16 protein-coding genes and 1 pseudogene are annotated in these 17,107 nt (G+C 64.4%); 12 read left to right on the top strand and 5 right to left on the bottom strand.

The genetic code is table 11. From position 1 onward, the window contains the following. Positions 1 to 38 precede the first annotated feature (38 nt). A pseudogene (locus tag D769_RS30820) lies at positions 39 to 278 on the top strand (IS6 family transposase); the annotation flags it as partial. Positions 279 to 448: 170 nt separating this feature from the next. Here D769_RS30820 and glsA read toward each other — a convergent pair. Both glsA and D769_RS01085 read right to left on the bottom strand, forming a co-directional pair. Then, positions 449 to 1,447 (bottom strand): glutaminase A, encoded by a 999-nt coding sequence (gene glsA / locus D769_RS01090; RefSeq protein WP_008641223.1) that lies wholly within the window; start codon positions 1,445 to 1,447, stop codon positions 449 to 451. Between the two features lie 90 nt (positions 1,448 to 1,537). After that, positions 1,538 to 1,990 (bottom strand): PH domain-containing protein, encoded by a 453-nt coding sequence (locus D769_RS01085; RefSeq protein ID WP_008641222.1) that lies wholly within the window; start codon positions 1,988 to 1,990, stop codon positions 1,538 to 1,540. 405 nt (positions 1,991 to 2,395) lie between these two features. On the opposite strand from D769_RS01085, the gene D769_RS01080 reads away from it, so the two are divergent. The 10 genes from D769_RS01080 (at position 2,396) to D769_RS01035 (ending at position 15,239) form a co-directional block, all read left to right on the top strand. Continuing rightward, the gene (locus tag D769_RS01080; protein ID WP_008641220.1) at positions 2,396 to 5,161 is read left to right on the top strand and encodes a LuxR C-terminal-related transcriptional regulator; all 2,766 of its coding nucleotides are present in this window, start codon (positions 2,396 to 2,398) and stop codon (positions 5,159 to 5,161) included. Between the two features lie 112 nt (positions 5,162 to 5,273). After that, positions 5,274 to 6,413 (top strand): acyl-CoA dehydrogenase family protein, encoded by a 1,140-nt coding sequence (locus D769_RS01075; RefSeq protein ID WP_008641218.1) that lies wholly within the window; start codon positions 5,274 to 5,276, stop codon positions 6,411 to 6,413. Between the two features lie 22 nt (positions 6,414 to 6,435). After that, positions 6,436 to 7,623, top strand: a complete 1,188-nt coding sequence (locus tag D769_RS01070; RefSeq protein WP_008641216.1) for a lipid-transfer protein — start codon at positions 6,436 to 6,438, stop codon at positions 7,621 to 7,623. 33 nt (positions 7,624 to 7,656) lie between these two features. Beyond that, complete coding sequence (locus D769_RS01065) at positions 7,657 to 8,637, top strand: tripartite tricarboxylate transporter substrate binding protein (RefSeq protein WP_008641214.1); 981 nt, start codon at positions 7,657 to 7,659, stop codon at positions 8,635 to 8,637. Positions 8,638 to 8,685: 48 nt separating this feature from the next. Further along, positions 8,686 to 9,618 carry an SDR family oxidoreductase gene (locus tag D769_RS01060; protein WP_008641212.1) on the top strand — a complete coding sequence of 311 codons (933 nt, stop codon included), beginning with the start codon at positions 8,686 to 8,688 and terminating at the stop codon, positions 9,616 to 9,618. Between the two features lie 15 nt (positions 9,619 to 9,633). Beyond that, positions 9,634 to 11,187 (top strand): acyl-CoA synthetase, encoded by a 1,554-nt coding sequence (locus D769_RS01055; protein WP_008641210.1) that lies wholly within the window; start codon positions 9,634 to 9,636, stop codon positions 11,185 to 11,187. Further along, on the top strand, positions 11,184 to 12,287 hold the full coding sequence (locus D769_RS01050; RefSeq protein ID WP_008641208.1) for a nitronate monooxygenase: 1,104 nt from the start codon (positions 11,184 to 11,186) through the stop codon (positions 12,285 to 12,287). The genes D769_RS01055 and D769_RS01050 overlap by 4 nt, the downstream gene beginning before the upstream one ends. Further along, entirely contained in the window at positions 12,271 to 13,044 is a 774-nt protein-coding gene (locus tag D769_RS01045) for an enoyl-CoA hydratase/isomerase family protein (RefSeq protein WP_008641206.1), read from the top strand. Before D769_RS01050 ends, D769_RS01045 begins: the two co-directional genes overlap by 17 nt. Positions 13,045 to 13,070: 26 nt before the next feature. Next, positions 13,071 to 14,228 (top strand): acyl-CoA dehydrogenase family protein, encoded by a 1,158-nt coding sequence (locus tag D769_RS01040; RefSeq protein ID WP_008641204.1) that lies wholly within the window; start codon positions 13,071 to 13,073, stop codon positions 14,226 to 14,228. A 12-nt stretch (positions 14,229 to 14,240) separates the two neighbouring features. Beyond that, positions 14,241 to 15,239, top strand: a complete 999-nt coding sequence (locus tag D769_RS01035; RefSeq protein WP_008641202.1) for an acyl-CoA dehydrogenase family protein — start codon at positions 14,241 to 14,243, stop codon at positions 15,237 to 15,239. A 408-nt stretch (positions 15,240 to 15,647) separates the two neighbouring features. On the opposite strand, the gene D769_RS32170 is transcribed toward D769_RS01035, so the two are convergent. Further along, positions 15,648 to 15,821 carry a hypothetical protein gene (locus tag D769_RS32170; protein ID WP_193750021.1) on the bottom strand — a complete coding sequence of 58 codons (174 nt, stop codon included), beginning with the start codon at positions 15,819 to 15,821 and terminating at the stop codon, positions 15,648 to 15,650. A 3-nt stretch (positions 15,822 to 15,824) separates the two neighbouring features. Between D769_RS32170 and D769_RS01030 the strand changes: the two genes are divergently transcribed. After that, a complete protein-coding gene (locus D769_RS01030) occupies positions 15,825 to 16,241 on the top strand; it encodes a RidA family protein (protein WP_008641192.1) in 417 nt (138 codons plus the stop codon). Positions 16,242 to 16,324: 83 nt separating this feature from the next. Here D769_RS01030 and D769_RS01025 read toward each other — a convergent pair whose 3' ends face one another. After that, positions 16,325 to 16,576, bottom strand: coding sequence for a DUF1488 domain-containing protein (locus D769_RS01025; RefSeq protein WP_008641190.1), 252 nt, complete (start codon positions 16,574 to 16,576; stop codon positions 16,325 to 16,327). A gap of 69 nt (positions 16,577 to 16,645) precedes the next feature. Next, entirely contained in the window at positions 16,646 to 16,963 is a 318-nt protein-coding gene (locus tag D769_RS01020; RefSeq protein WP_008641189.1) for a hypothetical protein, read from the bottom strand. Between the last annotated feature and the right edge of the window lie 144 nt (positions 16,964 to 17,107).

The raw sequence follows: 17,107 nt of genomic DNA, 5'->3' as shown, positions 1-17,107 counted from the left end.
GGCACTGTCACGTTGGCGAGGTCGCGTAAGATGGGGCGATGAAGAAGACATCGCTCTATCACGGCCACCGCTTTCCGGCAGTGGTCATCAGTTGCGCGGTACGCTGAACCTTCCGCTTCCACCTGAGCCTGCGCGACATCGAGGAATTGCTGTTCGAGCGTGGCGTAGTCGTGAGCTACGAGACGACCCGCCGCTGCTGCGACAAGTTCGGCGGCAACTTTCCCCATCGAGTCACGGCAGTGCGGCGCCGGCCTGGCAACACGTGGCACCTCGATGAACGCCCTCAAAAGACACGAGGTTTCGATACACCGGCAGAACGACTCCATCAAACCGTTGCGTTGACCGGTTGAATCCGCAGTCGGAAGCGCTCCCCCACCAAGTCCCCATGCCCGAGTCCGCCCATCCGTGGGCATTTGATTGCATGCCATTCGAGGCCCTGTCAGCGGCGCTACAGGTGCGCGCCCGACGCAGAGATGAACAGGTTCAGCCCCAATCGTTCTGACAGGAAGCGCATGACAAGCTGCCCACGCACGCTGTTGCCGGCGGCATCCAGTGGCGGCGAAAAGGTCGCGACCGCGCCCTTGCCGGGGGCGATCGTTAGTATGCCGCCGCTCACGCCGCTCTTTCCGGGCAGGCCCACATCATAGAGCCAGCTCCCTGATCGCTCGTAAAGCCCTGCCGTCGCCATGACCGCCAGTACTCGCTGGCAAGTCGCGGCGCTCACAACCTGCTCGCCTGTGAGCGGATGGACACCACCGCCGGCCAAGGTTGCGCCCATGAGTGCGAGGTCCCGCGCACTGACCAGCAATGCGCATTGGCGAGTGTAGACCTCGACGGCCTCATCCGGATCACAGTAGAGACGCCCGTGCCCGCGCAGGAGGTGCGCCAATCCGGCGTTGCGCTGGTTGTTGGCCGCCTCGGACGCGTAGACGTGCTCATCGCACTCCAGCTCGCGGCCGGCGAAGCGAGACAGGCCCTGGCGAACGTGGTGCCAGCGGTCTTCTGCACCAGAGCCGGGTATCAGGCTAGTGGCAGCGATGGCGCCGGCATTGACCAAAGGATTGCTGGTGCCGTCGGCACGCAGTTCCATCGCCATGATGGAGTTGAAAGGCAGCCCTGTAGCGTCTACACCGAGCCGCGCTGCAGCCTCGGCCGCACCGAGGGCCTCGCATACCAGCGCAAACACGAAGGGCTTGGACACGCTCTGGATCGAGAAGGTCTCAGCCGCCTCGCCGACCATGAACGCGTCGCCGCGAGTATTGGCGACACAAATGCCAAAGGCTGACGGGTCCGCCTCGGCCAGGGCCGGAATGTAGTCAGCCAGTTTCCCGCCCGCCTCCTCCCGAAAGTTCTCATAGGCCGCTTCGACCAGCGAGCGGATCTCGTCCGGCCCCGGCAGAGTGCCAGTGGAGACGAAGCGTGCTGTTGGGGCGGATGACGAGTTCATGCCTTGGCCAACGGATATGAGATGAAGCGGGTGGGTTGAATAAGTCCCGGTTTGATCATGTCTCGTCCCCCTTTTCAACACTGCCTTTTGTCAGGCGTGCGCCACCATGTGGCTGCTCTCGGAATCGCGAACGCCCTTGGAATCCCTACGACTCTCGACGCAACGGCGAATTTTTTCACGCAACGCGTAGGCGTTCGGGATGCCATACAAGTGGATGACTGGCGAAGCGCCATTCGAACTCACAATCACTATGTTGGCCAGTTTAAGCAGCCACAGGAGCAACGGCTGCGTCAGTTGAATGTCCCGCACAAGGGACAACTCCACTTCATCGAGTTTCATCGACATGATGCCACTACGTACCGTCACGCGCTTAGTGGTTACCTCTATCCTGGTCGTCTGAACTTTCAGGTAACTAAGCGCTGCAAGGATGACGGCCGCAGGTATGAGAAACGGTATGAAGCACATTACGACGCAAAGCACAAAGACAGGAAGGTTTGCGGCCTGCGACGGGCGTCCAGACCACAAGAGCGATTCGTTGGACATTTGAACTCCGTAATTTCAGAAGGGGGCTGCGGCGCGCGAAGCTTCAGCGCCCGCAGAACTCACTCTGAAAGTAGGCGTAACGCGGGCGCACGACTTTTCCTGAGCCGCCCCCGACTTTGCATTCGGCGCCATTTGGCGACGAGTGTGCCCTGGCATCCACACTACCGATACCGCGCAGCCGCGAGGGGTGAAGCCATCAGCACGTTGGTCGCAAGTGCCACTAAGCTCCACCACCTCGAAGAAGAGAACGACGATCCCATCCAACAAGACCTGGAAACAGCCCCCCACCCGAAACGGGTTGCGCTACCCGCGATCCGTGCCGAGTGGGTGTCCTCTTTCTATAATCTGCCGAGCCCTCACCGGGACACACGTTTCTTGTCGGTGCCACCTGGAGAATCTGCCGTCATGCCATCCGCAACGGGCGTGCCGCACAAGCAGCCGTACACGCCGCCCCTCTCGCCAGGCAAGCTTGCCCCGCCCCGCAGCGCTCGCCCGCTGATGCCGCGCGACACACTTACCGCGCGTTTGACTGCAGCGCGCGGCCTGCGATGCGTGGCCATCGAGGGGCCCGCCGGCAGCGCCAAGACCAGCAGTCTTGTCGCCTGGCGTCAGTCACTGCTGGCATTGGACTATGACGTCGCATGGCTTTCGTTGGCGGCGGAGGACGATGATCCCGCCAGCTTCTTCGAGGCATTGCTCGCAAGCCTTTCCACGATCGACCCAGCCCTTGTCGGCAACGCCCAGCTACTGACCGGGCCTGACGCTACGCCCAGCGCTGCCGAGCACTTTGTTATCGCGGTCGTTCGTGCCATCGCCGAGCACGGTCGCCAACTCGTGCTGATGCTCGACGATACCCACCTGCTGCAGGATGCACGCGTGCTGGCGGCCTTGCGCTGGTTGATCGACTATGCGCCGCCGCATTTCCACATCGCCCTGACGTCGCGACATCCGCTGCCGGAGCCCGTCTCGCTGTCGCTTTCCAGGCTGGAGGCCCGTGGGATGGCGGCCAGATTCGATCTGCGCGATCTACGCTTCACGCCCGACGAATCGACCAATTTTCTGCGCGATCAGCTTGGAGCCGTCGAGCCGCAAGATGCAAGCCGGATCCACGAGTTGACCGACGGCTGGCCCGCTGGCCTGCAACTGTTCGCCGTGGACCTTCGCGCCAAACAGGGCGGTGCGTACATACCCGTTCATGTGCGGGACGCCGAAACCTTCGCCAGCTATTTCGAGCGCGAGATACTGGTGCGGCTGGCGCCTCCGGATCTGCAACTCCTCACTTGCCTGTCTGCCTGCGACCGGTTCTGCGGCGCCCTCGGCGCGACGCTGCTCGGCACTCCAGACGACGGCCCCGAGATTGGGCGTCGGCTCGGTGGCCTCGCGCTGGACGGACTCTTCCTGGTCCGCATCGGCGACGCTGCCGGCGACCACACGTGGTATCGCCTGCATCCCCTACTGCGAGAAGTGCTGGAGGCGCGCGGCGCCAGCCTGCCTCCTGTCGAGCGCCGGTCAGTCCATGTTTCCGCCTGGCAATGGTTCGCGGCGAACGGACTCGTGGAGGAAGCCGTCGGCCATGCAGTGCGCGCCGGCGAGCCCGACGTTGCAGCCGACATGGTCGAGCACAGTGCCATCGACCACCTTAAACGCGGCGAACTCAACCGGCTCGCCGGGCTGCTGCGACGACTCCCGTCCGAGACCATCGCCAGCCGGTTCCGACTGGAACTGACGATGGCATATTTGCACATGTATGCCGGCGAAGCCGATGCCCTCGAAGCGAGTCTGCATCGCCTGCAGGTCTGGTCCGACACACCCGACAAGACCTCCGCACACCGACGCTATGCGCTGGCAGTGCTGCGCGGAGGCCTCGCACTCGTGCGCGATGACACCGACGCCGTGGCGGCATTGTTGCCGGAGCTGCATCGCCTGCCACCGGGCAGCGATGACTTCACGCTCACCGCACGCGCCAATATCCTGTCGTGGATGCACATCTATCGCGGCGAGTACGGCGAGGCTCGCGAGGTCATCGAGGATGGGGCACCGTGCGATGGCGCGCCCCGCGGGATTCTTCTCGGTCGTTGCATGGGTGGCATGACCCACGCCGCAGAGGGCGACGTCATGGTCGCCGAGCGAATTTTCCGCGATGTGCTGACAGCGTCCGAGCTACATGGCCGAACCTACGCGGGCGTTGCGTGCATGGCCTCCGCGTTGCTTGGCGAAGCGCAGTACGAACTGAACGACGTGGAATCCGCGGCGCGAATGCTGGTGGCACGTATCGACGTACTGGAACGCATCTCGATCCCCGATACCGTACTGCGCGCGCTGCAGACGCTATCTTGCGCAGAATGGCTTGCCGGCCGCCGCATCGAGGCAATGGCTTATCTCGATCGGCTCGAGCGTTATGCGCTACGGCATCAAACCGACCGCCTGCTGGCGTCGGCGCAATGGCTGCGCGTCCGTTGCTACCTCGAAGCCGGGAACACGGATCGCGCCGCCGCAGTGCTGCAAGCGCTGGAGACACTGGCAGACCGATACCGGGGCGCAACGCGCAGCACCGCATGGGAAGTGCGCGTCTGCGCGGATCTGGCGGCCACGGCGATGCACCTGCATCACCATGATTTCGACAGCGCGCTCGCAAGGCTGACGCCGCTGCATGCCCTCTCGGAGGCTGGCGGCCGCTGGTGCCGGGTTGCCGGATTGCACCTGCTGATGGCGATTGCCGAGAATGGCCGTCGCAATACCCGTGCAGCCCATGATCACCTGCTGTCCGCGCTTCGAATCGGCCATCGCCTCGGGCTTGTTCGCAGCCTGCTGGATGTCTCGCCCCAGGTGGCAGGCTTGCTGGCCAACGTGGCCGGAGACGCCGCTGTCGATCCTGTACTGGCGTTCTACGCCCAACGTCTGACAAATGAGGCCGGGCGCGGCACCGTGCCCGCCGCGCCTGCGGCATCGCACACACCAACCCCCTTCGACGCGCAGCTCAGCGACCGCGAGCGTGAAGTGCTGACGCTACTGACGCATGCCTTGCCAAACAAGAAGATCGCGCGGATGCTCAATGTCTCACTCGACACAGTGAAGTACCACTTGCGCAACGTCTACGCCAAGCTCGGCGTCGCTGGCCGCGATGAGGCGGTGGCTCGGCTGCGTGAGGCCCAGTCGCCACGTCTGGGCTGATTCGCCCTACCCACCTACACCACCGGTGTAGGGATTCTTTCCCTCCCCGCATCCACACTCCCCTCATTGCGGTGCCGAACCGGCGCCGCCAACCAGATTGGGGGAAATCACAGTGGAGATCCAGCGCAGCGTCTATCGCGATGATCATGAGATGTTCCGCGCCACCGCGCGCCGCTTCTTCGAGCGCGAGTGCGCGCCACGGCAGGCAGAATGGGATGCCGCTGGCCAGGCGGGGCGCGATATCTGGTTGAAGGCCGGGCGCGAGGGTCTGCTTTGCGTGACCGTACCGACGGAGTATGGCGGTGGTGGCGGCGACTTCGGTCATGCCTGCGTTCTGGCGGAGGAGTACCACCGTTCGAGCGTATCCGGGCCAAGCTTCTCGGTCCACTCCGACATCACGGCACCGTACATCGTCCGCCTTGGCACCGAGGAACAGAAGCATCGCTGGTTGCCTGAGATTTGCCGCGGCGAAAAGATCCTGGCCATTGCGATGACCGAGCCGGGCACCGGGTCCGACCTGAAGTCCATCCGTACCTCTGCCGTGCGTGACGGTGACGAGTGGGTCATCAACGGCAGCAAGACGTTCATCTCTAACGGGCTGAGCGCCGACTTCATCGTCGTGGTCTGCAAGACCGATCCGGCCGCCGGCGCCAAGGGCGTAAGCCTGATCATGGTCGAAGCGGATCGCGCCGGCTTCCGCCGTGGCCGCAAGCTGGAGAAGGTCGGCCAGCATGCGGCCGACACTGCCGAACTGTTCTTCGACGATGTTCGCGTGCCGGCAAGCAACCTGATTGGCGTGGAGAACCGCGGCTTTATCCACCTGATGGAAGAGCTGCCGCAGGAGCGCCTGATCATCGGCGTCTACAGTGCGGCCCGCCTGGAGCGCCAACTCGAGTTGACACTCGACTACGTGAAGTCCCGGAAGGCTTTCAACCAGACCGTCTGGGACTTCCAGAACACCAAATTCAAGCTCGCCGATATCAAGGCCCAGGCAGTCGCCGTCCGCACGCTGATCGACCACTACATCGGCCAGCACATGGCGCGCAAGCTGACGCTGCAGGAAGCCGCCATCGCCAAGCTGTTCGCCACCGAATCCATGTGGAAATGCGTGGACGAGATGGTCCAGTTGCACGGCGGCTACGGCTACATGCTCGAGTACCCCATTGCCCGCTCGTTCGTCGACATGCGCGTGACGCGCATTTTTGGCGGCACCAGCGAGGTCCTGCGCGAACTTATCGCGCGCAAGCTTTGATCACTAGCGGAGAACAAGCACCATGAGCGAAAAAGTACTGGTTGCTGGCGTTGGGATGATTCCCTTCGCCAAGCCGGGCGCCTGCCTGAGCTATACCGAAATGGGCGCCGAAGCCACACGTCGCGCGCTGGCCGACGCCGGTATCGGCTATGACGACGTGCAACAGGCTTTCGCCGGCTATGTGTACGGCGACTCCACCTGTGGCCAGACCGCGCTGTACGAGGTTGGCATGACCGGCATTCCGATCGTCAACGTCAACAACAATTGCTCGACGGGATCGACCGCCCTCTATCTCGCACGCCAAGCCATTGCCAACGGCGACGCCGATTGCGTGCTTGCGCTCGGCTTCGAGCAGATGCAGTCAGGCGCCCTCAAGTCCCACTGGGACGATCGCCCTGTCACGCGCGCCCGCTTTCAGCCGATCATGCACGGCCTGACCGCCGACATGGCCCACTTGCCGCAGGCGGTACGCACCTTTGCCGGCGCCGGCCGCGAGCACATGCAACGCTATGGCACGAGCCTGGAGACCTTTGCCGCAGTACGCGCCAAGGCGAGCCGCCACGCCGCCAACAATCCGCTGGCGCTGTTCCGCAAGGTGGTGACCACCGAAGACGTGCTGAACGATACCCCGCTGTTGCCCGGGGTGATAACCCGCCTGATGGCATGTCCGCCCACCTGCGGTGGCGCAGCGGCCATCCTCGTATCGGAACGATTCGCCCGCAAGCACGGCCTGCGCACCGACGTGCAGATCCTGGCGCAATCACTCACGACGGATCCGCCTGCCTCGTTCGACCCACCGTCGATGCTGAACTACGTCGGCACGCACATGACCCGCTCGGCGGTCAACAGGGTCTACGAGAAGGCCGGTGTTGGCCCTGAGGATATCGACGTCTGCGAGCTTCACGACTGCTTCGCCCAGAACGAAGTGATCAGCTACGAAGCCCTTGGCTTCTGCCCCGAAGGCGGTGCGGAGAAGTTCGTGCGCGACGGCGATAACACCTATGGCGGCAAGGTGGTGGTGGGCCCGTCCGGCGGGCTCCTTTCGAAGGGGCACCCGCTCGGCGCGACCGGGCTAGCCCAGTGCTTCGAGCTGACGCACCAGTTGCGCGGCACGGCCGAGCAGCGCCAGGTGGAAGGTGCGCGGCTGGCTCTGCAGCACAACCTTGGCCTGGGCGGTGCCTGCGTGGTCACGTTGTACGGCAAGAACTGACTGACATAAATAAGCAAGCAGGAGGAGACAAACATGAAGCCATCGCTGCTCACCCGCTTGTCGGGCCTTGGCCTGGCGTTCGCCATGCTGTTGCCGACGCTGGCAGGCGCCGCCGACAGCTACCCGTCGCGGCCACTGCGCTTTGTCGTCCCGCTCACGCAAGGCAGCGGTTCCGACACCGTCACCCGCTTCGTCGCGGAGCGCACCGCCAAACTGCTGGGACAGCCGGCCGTGGTGGAGAACCGGCCCGGCGCCGACACCATCATCGCCACGCAGAGCGTCCTCACGGCACCGCCCGACGGCTACAGCGTATTGATGATTTCACCCAGCTCGATGGTCATCAATCCGCTCGTGCACGACCGCCTTCCGTACGATCCCAGGCGCGACCTGCGTCCGCTCGCGGCAGCGATTCGCGCCACGTCCGTGCTGGTGACGGGCCCTTCGTCGCCATACAAGACGTTCAGTGACTTTCTGTCCGCCGCAAGGAAAGCCCCGAACTCGGTCAGCCTGGCGAACTACAGCTACCACTACCGGCTCGGCGCGCTGCAAATGCAGCAGATGGCCGGAGTCGAGTTCAACCACGTCCTCTACAAGGGCGCTTCTCAGGCCCAGACCGACGTGATGGGGGGCGCCGTGGACGCGGCACTGCTCGATCTCGGCGGCGCGCTGCCGCTCATTCGCGCCGGCAAGCTGCGCCCGTTGGCTGTCACGACCCGGGCACGCCATCCCGAGCTGCCCAATGTGCCGACAGTAGCCGAAAGTGGTCTGCCCGGTTACGAGCTCACGGTCTGGCTCGGCTTCGCGGTCAGCGCGAAGACGCCGGAGCCTGTCGTCGCCAAGCTCGAGGACGCACTGCTCAAGGCAATCGGGTCTGCAGAGTTCAAGAGCTTCGCCGCACAGACGCTGTACGCCGGCGTACTTGGCATGAGCGGAACGGAGATGAGCCGGATGATCGAGGCCGAGCGCGGGCGCTACGCATCGATCGTCAAGACCTACGACATCAGCGTGCGCTAGTTCACTACGTCAGTCGACGCATCCATCGAAATATTCAGAGAAGCCACCATGCAACAACAGATCTGCAAAGACCGCGTCGTCGTCATCACCGGCGCCGCCCGGGGTATCGGGCGTGAATATGCGCTTGAATTCGCCCGGCAGGGCGCCAAGGTCGTCGTGAACGACCTTGGTGGGAAGAGCGACGGCTCCGGTACTGCCAGTGCGCCTGCGCAGGAAGTGGTCGCCGAGATTGCGGCGATGGGCGGACAAGCCATCGCCAACTTCGACGACGTCGCGGACTGGGAGGGCGCAAGCCGCATGATCCAGACCGCAATCGATCACTTCGGCGGTCTCGACGTGCTGGTCAACAATGCCGGCATCTTGCGTGACCGCACCCTCGCCAACATGACGGAAGACGACTGGGACGCCGTTATTCGAGTGCACCTGCGCGGCACCTTCGCCCCGGCGCGCCACGCGGCCGCGTACTGGCGCGACGAAAGCAAGGCCGGCCGGCAGCGTGCGGCACGGCTCATCAACACCAGTTCGTCGTCGGGACTCTATGCAAATCCGGGGCAGGCCAACTATGCGGCAGCGAAGGCCGGCATCGCATCCATGTCGATCGTCGCCGCACGCGAACTCGGCCGCTATGGCGTAACGGTCAACGCGATCTACCCCACCGCCATGAGCCGGATGACCGAAGCGCTCTTCGCCGCCAATCACTTCAAGCATCTGGACGCCGCGGCCGAGGGCTTTGACCAGTTGAATCCGGCCAATGTCGCGCCTCTGGTCGCCTGGCTTGGGAGCGAGGAGTCCGGGGACATCACCGGCCGGGTATTTGGCGTGCGTGGCGGCCGCATTACTGTGGCCGAAGGGTGGCATGCCGGCCCGCGCATCGAGAAAGCTGGCCGTTGGGATGCGGCTGAACTCGGTGCGCAGATTCCTGCGCTGGTACGCCAGTCCGCGGCCAACGCCGATGTCTCCGGCGAGATTCCGCAGCACTGATCGCGAGCACACGCCATGACGATGACCCCGAAATACCTCGGCGACCACGCCACGCTGACACCCGACAAGCCCGCCGTCATCAACGGCACCACCGGGGATCGGCTCACCTATCGCGAACTGGACGAGCGCTCGAACCGCTTCGCCCAATACCTGTACGCGCTGGGCCTGCGCCGTGGCGACCATTTCGCCATGGTGCTCGAGAACAATATCCGCTGCTTCGAGGTTTGCTGGGCAGCCCTGCGCTCGGGCCTGCTGGTCACGCCGGTCAACCGTTATCTGACCGCGCCGGAAGCGGCCTACATCATCGCGGACAGCGGCGCGCGCGTAGTCGTGACCTCGTGGGCCATGCGCGACCTTGCCGTGCAGCTGGGCGACATCATGCCGGCCAACGTCGAGCGGCTGATGATCGACGGCACCATGCCCGGCTGGCGGAGCTATGAAGACGCCGTCGCCGCGTATCCGGCCGAGCGGCTGGCCGACGAGTGGCTCGGCGCGACGATGGTCTACAGCTCGGGCACTACGGGTCGTCCGAAGGGCATCATCCGCGCGCAGCCCGCCGGCAAGGTCACCGAGGGCTCGGGGTCGGCGCGTCGACCGCAGTTCGACCGCTACGGCTTCGGCGTCGATACCGTTTACCTGTCACCGGCTCCGCTGTACCACACGGCACCGTTGGGCTACGGTCTGGAAACGCAGTTCGGTGGCGGCACCGTCATCTTCATGGAGAAGTTCGACGCCGAAGACGCACTACGCATGATCGAACGTCATCGCGTCACCCATAGCCAGTGGGTGCCGACCATGTTCATTCGCATCCTCAAGCTTGATGACGCCACGCGCGCCGCGTACGACCTGTCGAGCCATCGCGTCGCCATTCATGCCGCCGCGCCATGCCCGCAGGAAACCAAGCGCGACATGATCGAATGGTGGGGGCCGATCCTGCACGAGTACTACGCCGCGACCGAAGGCAACGGGTCGACCAGCCTCGACACGCAGGAATGGCTGGCCCACCCGGGATCGGTCGGCAAGGCACTGCTCGGCAGCATCCGCATCTGCGACGACGATGGCAACGAACTGCCTGCCGGAGAAACCGGCACCGTGTACTTCGAGCGCGAGGCGCTGCCCTTCCACTACCACAACGATCCGGACAAGACACGCGCCGCGCAGCACCCGCGCCATCCGACCTGGACGGCGGTCGGCGATGTCGGGCGCGTGGATGCCGACGGCTATCTGTACCTGACGGATCGGAAGGCGTTCATGATCATCTCTGGCGGCGTGAACATCTATCCTCAGGCGATCGAGGATGCGCTGGTGATTCATCCCAGCGTGGGCGACGCCGCCGTTATCGGCGTGCCAAATCCCGAGATGGGCGAGGAGGTCAAGGCCATCGTGGAACCGGCGGCCGGCATAAGCCCGACCCCGGAACTGGCGGAAGAGCTGCTTGCCTACCTGCGCACGCGGGTAGCGAAATACATGGTTCCGCGCTCGGTCGACTTTATCGACGCAATGCCCCGTCTGCCGACCGGCAAGCTCTACAAGGCCTCGCTGCGCGAACGCTACTGGAAGGCATCATGACGGCCGCGCCGTTCCGCACGCGTCTGACCGACCTGTTCGGCATCCGTCATCCGCTTCTCCTTGGCGGGATGCATCATCTCGGCGAATCCGGTGTGGTGGCGGCGGTTGTCAACGCCGGGGCGATGGGCTTCATCACAGCGCGCTCGTTCGCCACACCCGACGCGCTGCGACGGGATCTGCGCCGTTGCCGCGAACTGACCGGCGGCAGGCCGTTCGGCGTCAACCTGACCCTGGCGCGCCGGGTCGGCCACAACGATGCCGTAAAGGACTGGATTCGCATCGCGCTTGACGAAGGCGTGCGTCATTTCGAAAGCGCCGGCAATTCGCCAGCCGATTTGGTCGCGCCGATCCAGCGTGGCGGCGGCGTACTGATCCACAAGTGCCCGAGTGTGCGTCACGCGTTGTCAGCCGAGCGGCTTGGCGTGGACGCCGTGGCGCTGGTGGGCCTCGAGGAAGGTGGCCATCCTGGCGCCAACAAGCTGTCCGCCTTCGTCAATGGTGCGTTTGCGCTGGACCGCGTGCGCGTGCCGCTGGTGATTGGTGGCGGCATCGGCAGTGGCCGCCAGATCGCCGCCGCGCTGGCGATGGGCGCCGACGGCGTGGTGATGGGGAGCCGTTTCATGGTGGCGGAGGAAATCATCGCGCATCGGGCGCTGAAGGCCCGTATCGTGGCGGCTGACGAGCACTGCTCGGTCGCGATTCTCGACTCGCTGGGCGATACGTGGCGCGTTCTGGACAACGACACCGCCCGGGCTGTGCAGCAGCTCGAAGCACAGGGCGCGCGCGCGCATGCCGATTTCGGCGATCTGATCCTGTCGGCGCGCACGCGCGAACGCGTCTACGAATCCGGCGACGTGGAAGCCGGAATCGTATCGCTGGGGCCAGCTGGCGGCTTCGCGGACCATATCGAGCCGGCGGGAGACATCGTTGCCCGGTTGATGGCCGATGCCGGACGCGCGGCAGCCTCCCTTTCCAGCGTCTTGCGTCATGAAGCGGTTCCGCACAGCGCCACGCCAACTGTCGACGTCAAAGCACTGCCCAGCAATGCCCTCGGGGCCCGTGTTCCATCGAAAGGAGATACCCATGCAGACCAATCATGACTATCCGGACATCGCCGTTCGCCGCAAGGAGCACGTCGCCATTGTCGAGTTGTGCCGCCCACCCCATAACTATTTCGACGAAGCGTTGATCCGAAATCTGGTCGAGTGCTTCGAGCAACTCGATGCCGATCCATCCTGCCGCGCCATCGTGCTCGCATCGCATGGCAAGGCCTTTTGCGCCGGTGCGGACTTCACTGGCGGGCAGACCGACCCGCAGTTGCCCCGGCGGCTGTATCGCCACGCAGTGCGCCTGTTTCGCACGCGCAAGCCCATCGTCGCCGCCGTGCACGGACCGGCCATTGGCGGTGGCGTGGGGCTGGCGCTGGTCGCCGATTTCCGCGTTACCTGCGAAACGGCGCGCTTCGCCGTCAACTTCAACCGACTCGGCATTCATCCGGGCTTTGGACTGTCGGTAACGCTGCCGCGTCTTATCGGTGCCCAGCAGGCGGCGATGCTGCTGTTCACCGGGAAGCGGATCGACGGTCGCAAGGCGGTCGAGATCGGTCTTGCCGACGTGCTTGCCCCCGCAGACGAGGTACTCGAGCACGCCGTGGCGCTGGCGGAAGAGATCGCCGCGTCCGCGCCCCTCGCGCTGATGTCCACGCGCGATACGCTGCGCCAGGGCCTGGCGGATGCCGTGCTCGCGGCGGTGGACCGCGAAGCATCGGAGCAGGAATGGCAGGTCCAGACCGCCGATTTCACCGAAGGTGTCGCCGCTACCGCTGCGCGGCGCACGCCAGTGTTCCAGGGCAAGTAGAAAGCGTCACGGCAAAGGAGTCTCCGTTGAACCAACTATTGCAAACATTTCGCCTCGCGCAACTTCCGCCGGAAGCAGAATCCTTTCGTGCCGAAGTCAAGCGGTTCCTTGCCGAACACCTCCCGCAGGTGCCGGCCGATCGGCGCGCCCGCTCGTGGATGGGCTTCGACGCCGATTTCAGCCGCCGCCTGGCCGCGCGCGGCTGGGTCGGGCTGACATTGCCCCCAGCCTGCGGCGGCGCCGGCCTCGATGCCTTCCGCCGCTTTGTGCTGGTGGAAGAGCTGCTGAGTGCCGGGGCTCCGGTGGCCGCGCACTGGATCGCAGACCGCCAGAGCGGCCCACTCATCCAGCGCTATGGCAACGAGGCACAGAAGCTGGCATACCTGCCGCGCATCTGCCGTGGCGAGGCGTTCTTCTGCATCGGCATGAGCGAACCGAACGCCGGCTCCGACCTTGCCAGCGTGCGCAGTCGCGCCGTGCGGACCGAGACAGGCTGGCGCATGAACGGCCGGAAGATCTGGACCACCAACGCCCACCACTGCCAGTACATGATCGCGCTGGTGCGCACTTCTGGCACGCCCGATGACAAGCAGAAAGGACTCTCGCAGTTCATCGTCGACCTGTCGCTGCCGGGTGTAAGCATCCGCCCGATCCACGACCTGACCGGCGACGCGCATTTCGCCGAAGTCGTCTTCGACGACGTCGAACTGGCCGACGATGCGTTGGTTGGCCAGGAGGGTAGCGGCTGGGAGCAGGTCAATGCCGAACTCGCCTTCGAGCGCAGCGGGCCAGAGCGTATCTACTCCAGCATGGTGTTGCTCGACCTGTGGGCAACGCATCTGCGCCGTCACGGCGCCACGCGCGAGCAATCCGCGGCACTGGGCCGCTTCGTATCGCACATTGCCACGCTGCGCAGCATGTCTGTGGCCGTGACCGCGAAATTGGCCCGGCACGAGAGCCCGGTAGTGGAAGCGGCGCTGGTCAAGGATCTCGGTACGGAGCTCGAACAGGCGATTCCGGCCTACGTCGAGAGCGCGATGTCCGCCGACCCCGATTCGCCGCCCGATCCCATGCTGTACCGGACCGTGGCCTATCTCAGCCAGATTTCCCCAACCTTCTCGCTGCGTGGCGGCACGCGCGAGATCCTGCGCGGGATGATTGCCCGCAGCCTGGGCTTGCGCTAAGGAGCACCTGATATGTTCGTGGAAGCCATCGACGCCATCCTGCAAGACCAATTCACACCGGAGGCCGTTCGCGCCATCGAGTTCGGTGGCAACGCCGCGCCCGCGTGGCAGGCGCTCGCCGCAGCCGGTTTCCTGGAACTGCTGGCCCCGGAAGCAGCGGGCGGCGCGGCACTGGAGCTGCCCGACCTGTTCCCCATCCTCACGACGATTGGCCGCCACGCGGTGCCGGTGCCGCTGGCGCAGAGCATCGTGGCCCGGGCCCTGCTCGCGCGCGCCGGGGCGACAGTGCCCACGGGCATGGTGACGCTGGCCCAGTCGTGCCGGCTCGACAGCGATGGTTCGCTGGTCTGTGCCTATACCCCCTTCGGCACCATTGCCGATTACGTTGTCGCCGGCAGTGCCGATGGCCTCCTGCTACTCGATTGCGCCAGCGCGCAACGCGAGGCTTCGGGTGTTCGCGGCAGCCAGTGCGCGATGTTGCGCTGGCCCGCCGGCCACCCGGTCACGCCGCTACCCGGCGTCGACGCAGCGGACGTGCAGACGTGGGGAGCCGCCCTGCACGCCGCGCTCATCGCTGGCGCCGCGGCACGCGTCGGGGAAATGACACTCCAGTACTGCCAGGATCGCTCCCAGTTCGGGCGCACCATTGGCAAGTATCAGGCGGTCCAGCATCAACTCGCCGTCATGACCGAGCACATAGCCGCCGTCACGGTGGCGGCCGAGATCGCCTTCGCCACCACGGGGACCCAACCTTTGCGACTGGCCGCGGCTGTCGCAAAGTCTCGTAGCAGCGAAGCGGTGCAACTGATTGCCGCGACGGCCCATGCGCTGCACGGAGCGATCGGCGTGACGGAGGAGTTTGATCTGCAGTTGCTGACGCGACGGCTTCACGAATGGCGAACCACACACGGGTCGGAGGCTTGCTGGGCTGCCGTGATCGGCGATGCATCGCTGGCGGACCAGATTGCGATCGTGGACTTTGCCAGAGGGGTGGCTGGGAACACCTGCTGATCCGCGGGACGGACGGCCACTTGACGCCCTATCCCTCGTTCGCCAACGACGCACATCAGCAGCGCGCGGCGAGGGATGAAATTTATATCTGGGTATAAATACAGGGCAATCGTGGCACCCCCCACAACTTCTGGATGCAAAGTCCGCGGTACCGGGTCGCCGTCAGCGCCGTATGCGCCTGAGACCGGCCGAGCAGGCTCGATGGCGATCGCTTCAGTCCCATCTAGCGGCAGCCAGGCGCCGCATTCGGCTCATTTCAATGCGATCACATATCAACAGGCGCAGCTTGTAGCGCGCTAACATTCGACGCTGACGGCACAAGCCTGCCCTCAAGCCCGAGGTATTTGATTCAACGGCATCCCCATCATCGAGTGCGAGGTCCGGCAGGAGTTAGGCGTAACAAGCCCATCACCGGGTCTTGATAACGCCAGCGATCACGCTGCCGCATCGCATCGAGCGGCGCAGTGAGGACGGCTTTGGCGAAGGCGATTTCAAGGCGATTTCAAGGCGCTGTTCGAATTCCTGGAGCAGGATCAGGATCGGCGCGGCCCGCCCATCGGTTCCCACATCTTCAAGGTACACACCATGCAATCCAAGACGACAATCACCCTTGCGGATCCGCACCCCGTTCTCGGCAGCACCCAGGTTTTCAAGACTTTCAATTACGCGCCGGCTGTTGCGGCAGGCGGCCTGCTATTCATCGCTGGCCAGATCGGCATTCGCGCAGACGGGACCGTGCCTGTGGATGTGGAGGAGCAGATCGATCTCGCATTCCAGAGGCTGGGCGCGATTCTGCAGGCGGCTGGCCTTGGATTTGAGGATCTGGTTGAGCTGGTCAGCTATCACGTCGATATCGACAAGCAACTCACGGCGTTCCGTGAGATCAAGGACCGATACATCAAAGCGGATGCACCGGCCTGGACGATACTGGGTGTGGCCGCATTGGCCAGGCCGACGCTGTTCATCGAGATCAAGGCTGTGGCTGCGACGCGCGCCGTGTGATCAGTCAACCGTGGAGGGCCGGAGATTCAACCAGTCGACTGCACACTCCGTGGAGGCGACGAATGGCGCCACCCTCCCTTCCATCAGTGCAGCGTGTAGAGAGTCTGTCGCCCCTTGGCATAGAGGTCCATGGCGATCTGCAGGATCTCATCGCGATGCCGGTCGAAGGAGTCCAGCATCCTTGCTTCACCGGAACCGAGCGCGGGGTCGAAACTCATCAGTACGCGATCCTCCACCAGGAAGGTAATCTCGCCTGTGTTGTCATAACCCCAGAACCACACGCCACGCTTGGCCTCATCATAGGTGCGGCTTGGATTGGGAAAGGTAAGTGTCATGTGTCGTCCTGTGTCCAACGCCTTTGATTGACCGCGTTGCGCGCACACTACCACCGCGATGCGCCCCAACTAATGCGTATCGCGTTTCATGCTCTCGGCTTCCATCGCGGCATGCAATTCCTCATATGCCTCGACTGGCTCCATGTCCTGATCGACGAACGCGGCTGCGCGCTCTGCTGCAGCCAATGCGTCGCGCGGGATATCGGTCTGGCTGTCGTCCTCGGTACTTGGCGGCAGCAGCATGTCCTCAAGCATCCCTCGCAACTCCGGCGTATTCCATGGCTTGCCCAGCCTGCTCTTCCTGTTCAGGTAGTGACGGATCTCCGAGTCTTGCTCGGCGGTGAGCGGCAGCCCCCGGAAAGTAGGGTCAGTGTTGTGATGGATCATGATGCGCCTCCCGAAGCGGTATGCGCCCGCAATATAGAGAGTTCGACTCCCTGCGGTGTACGTTACAAGTTACGCGTGATCACTGTGCCGCGTGTCCGCGGCACAGTGATTTACGTCTTCCTCTTGGCGACACCTTCGTTCCCA

The sequence above is a fragment of the Cupriavidus sp. HMR-1 genome, assembly GCF_000319775.1.
In the GTDB taxonomy this organism is placed as follows: Bacteria; Pseudomonadota; Gammaproteobacteria; order Burkholderiales; family Burkholderiaceae; genus Cupriavidus; species Cupriavidus metallidurans.
The sequence above is the reverse complement of the archived record's forward strand: the minus strand, read 5'-3'. Positions and strand labels throughout refer to the sequence as shown.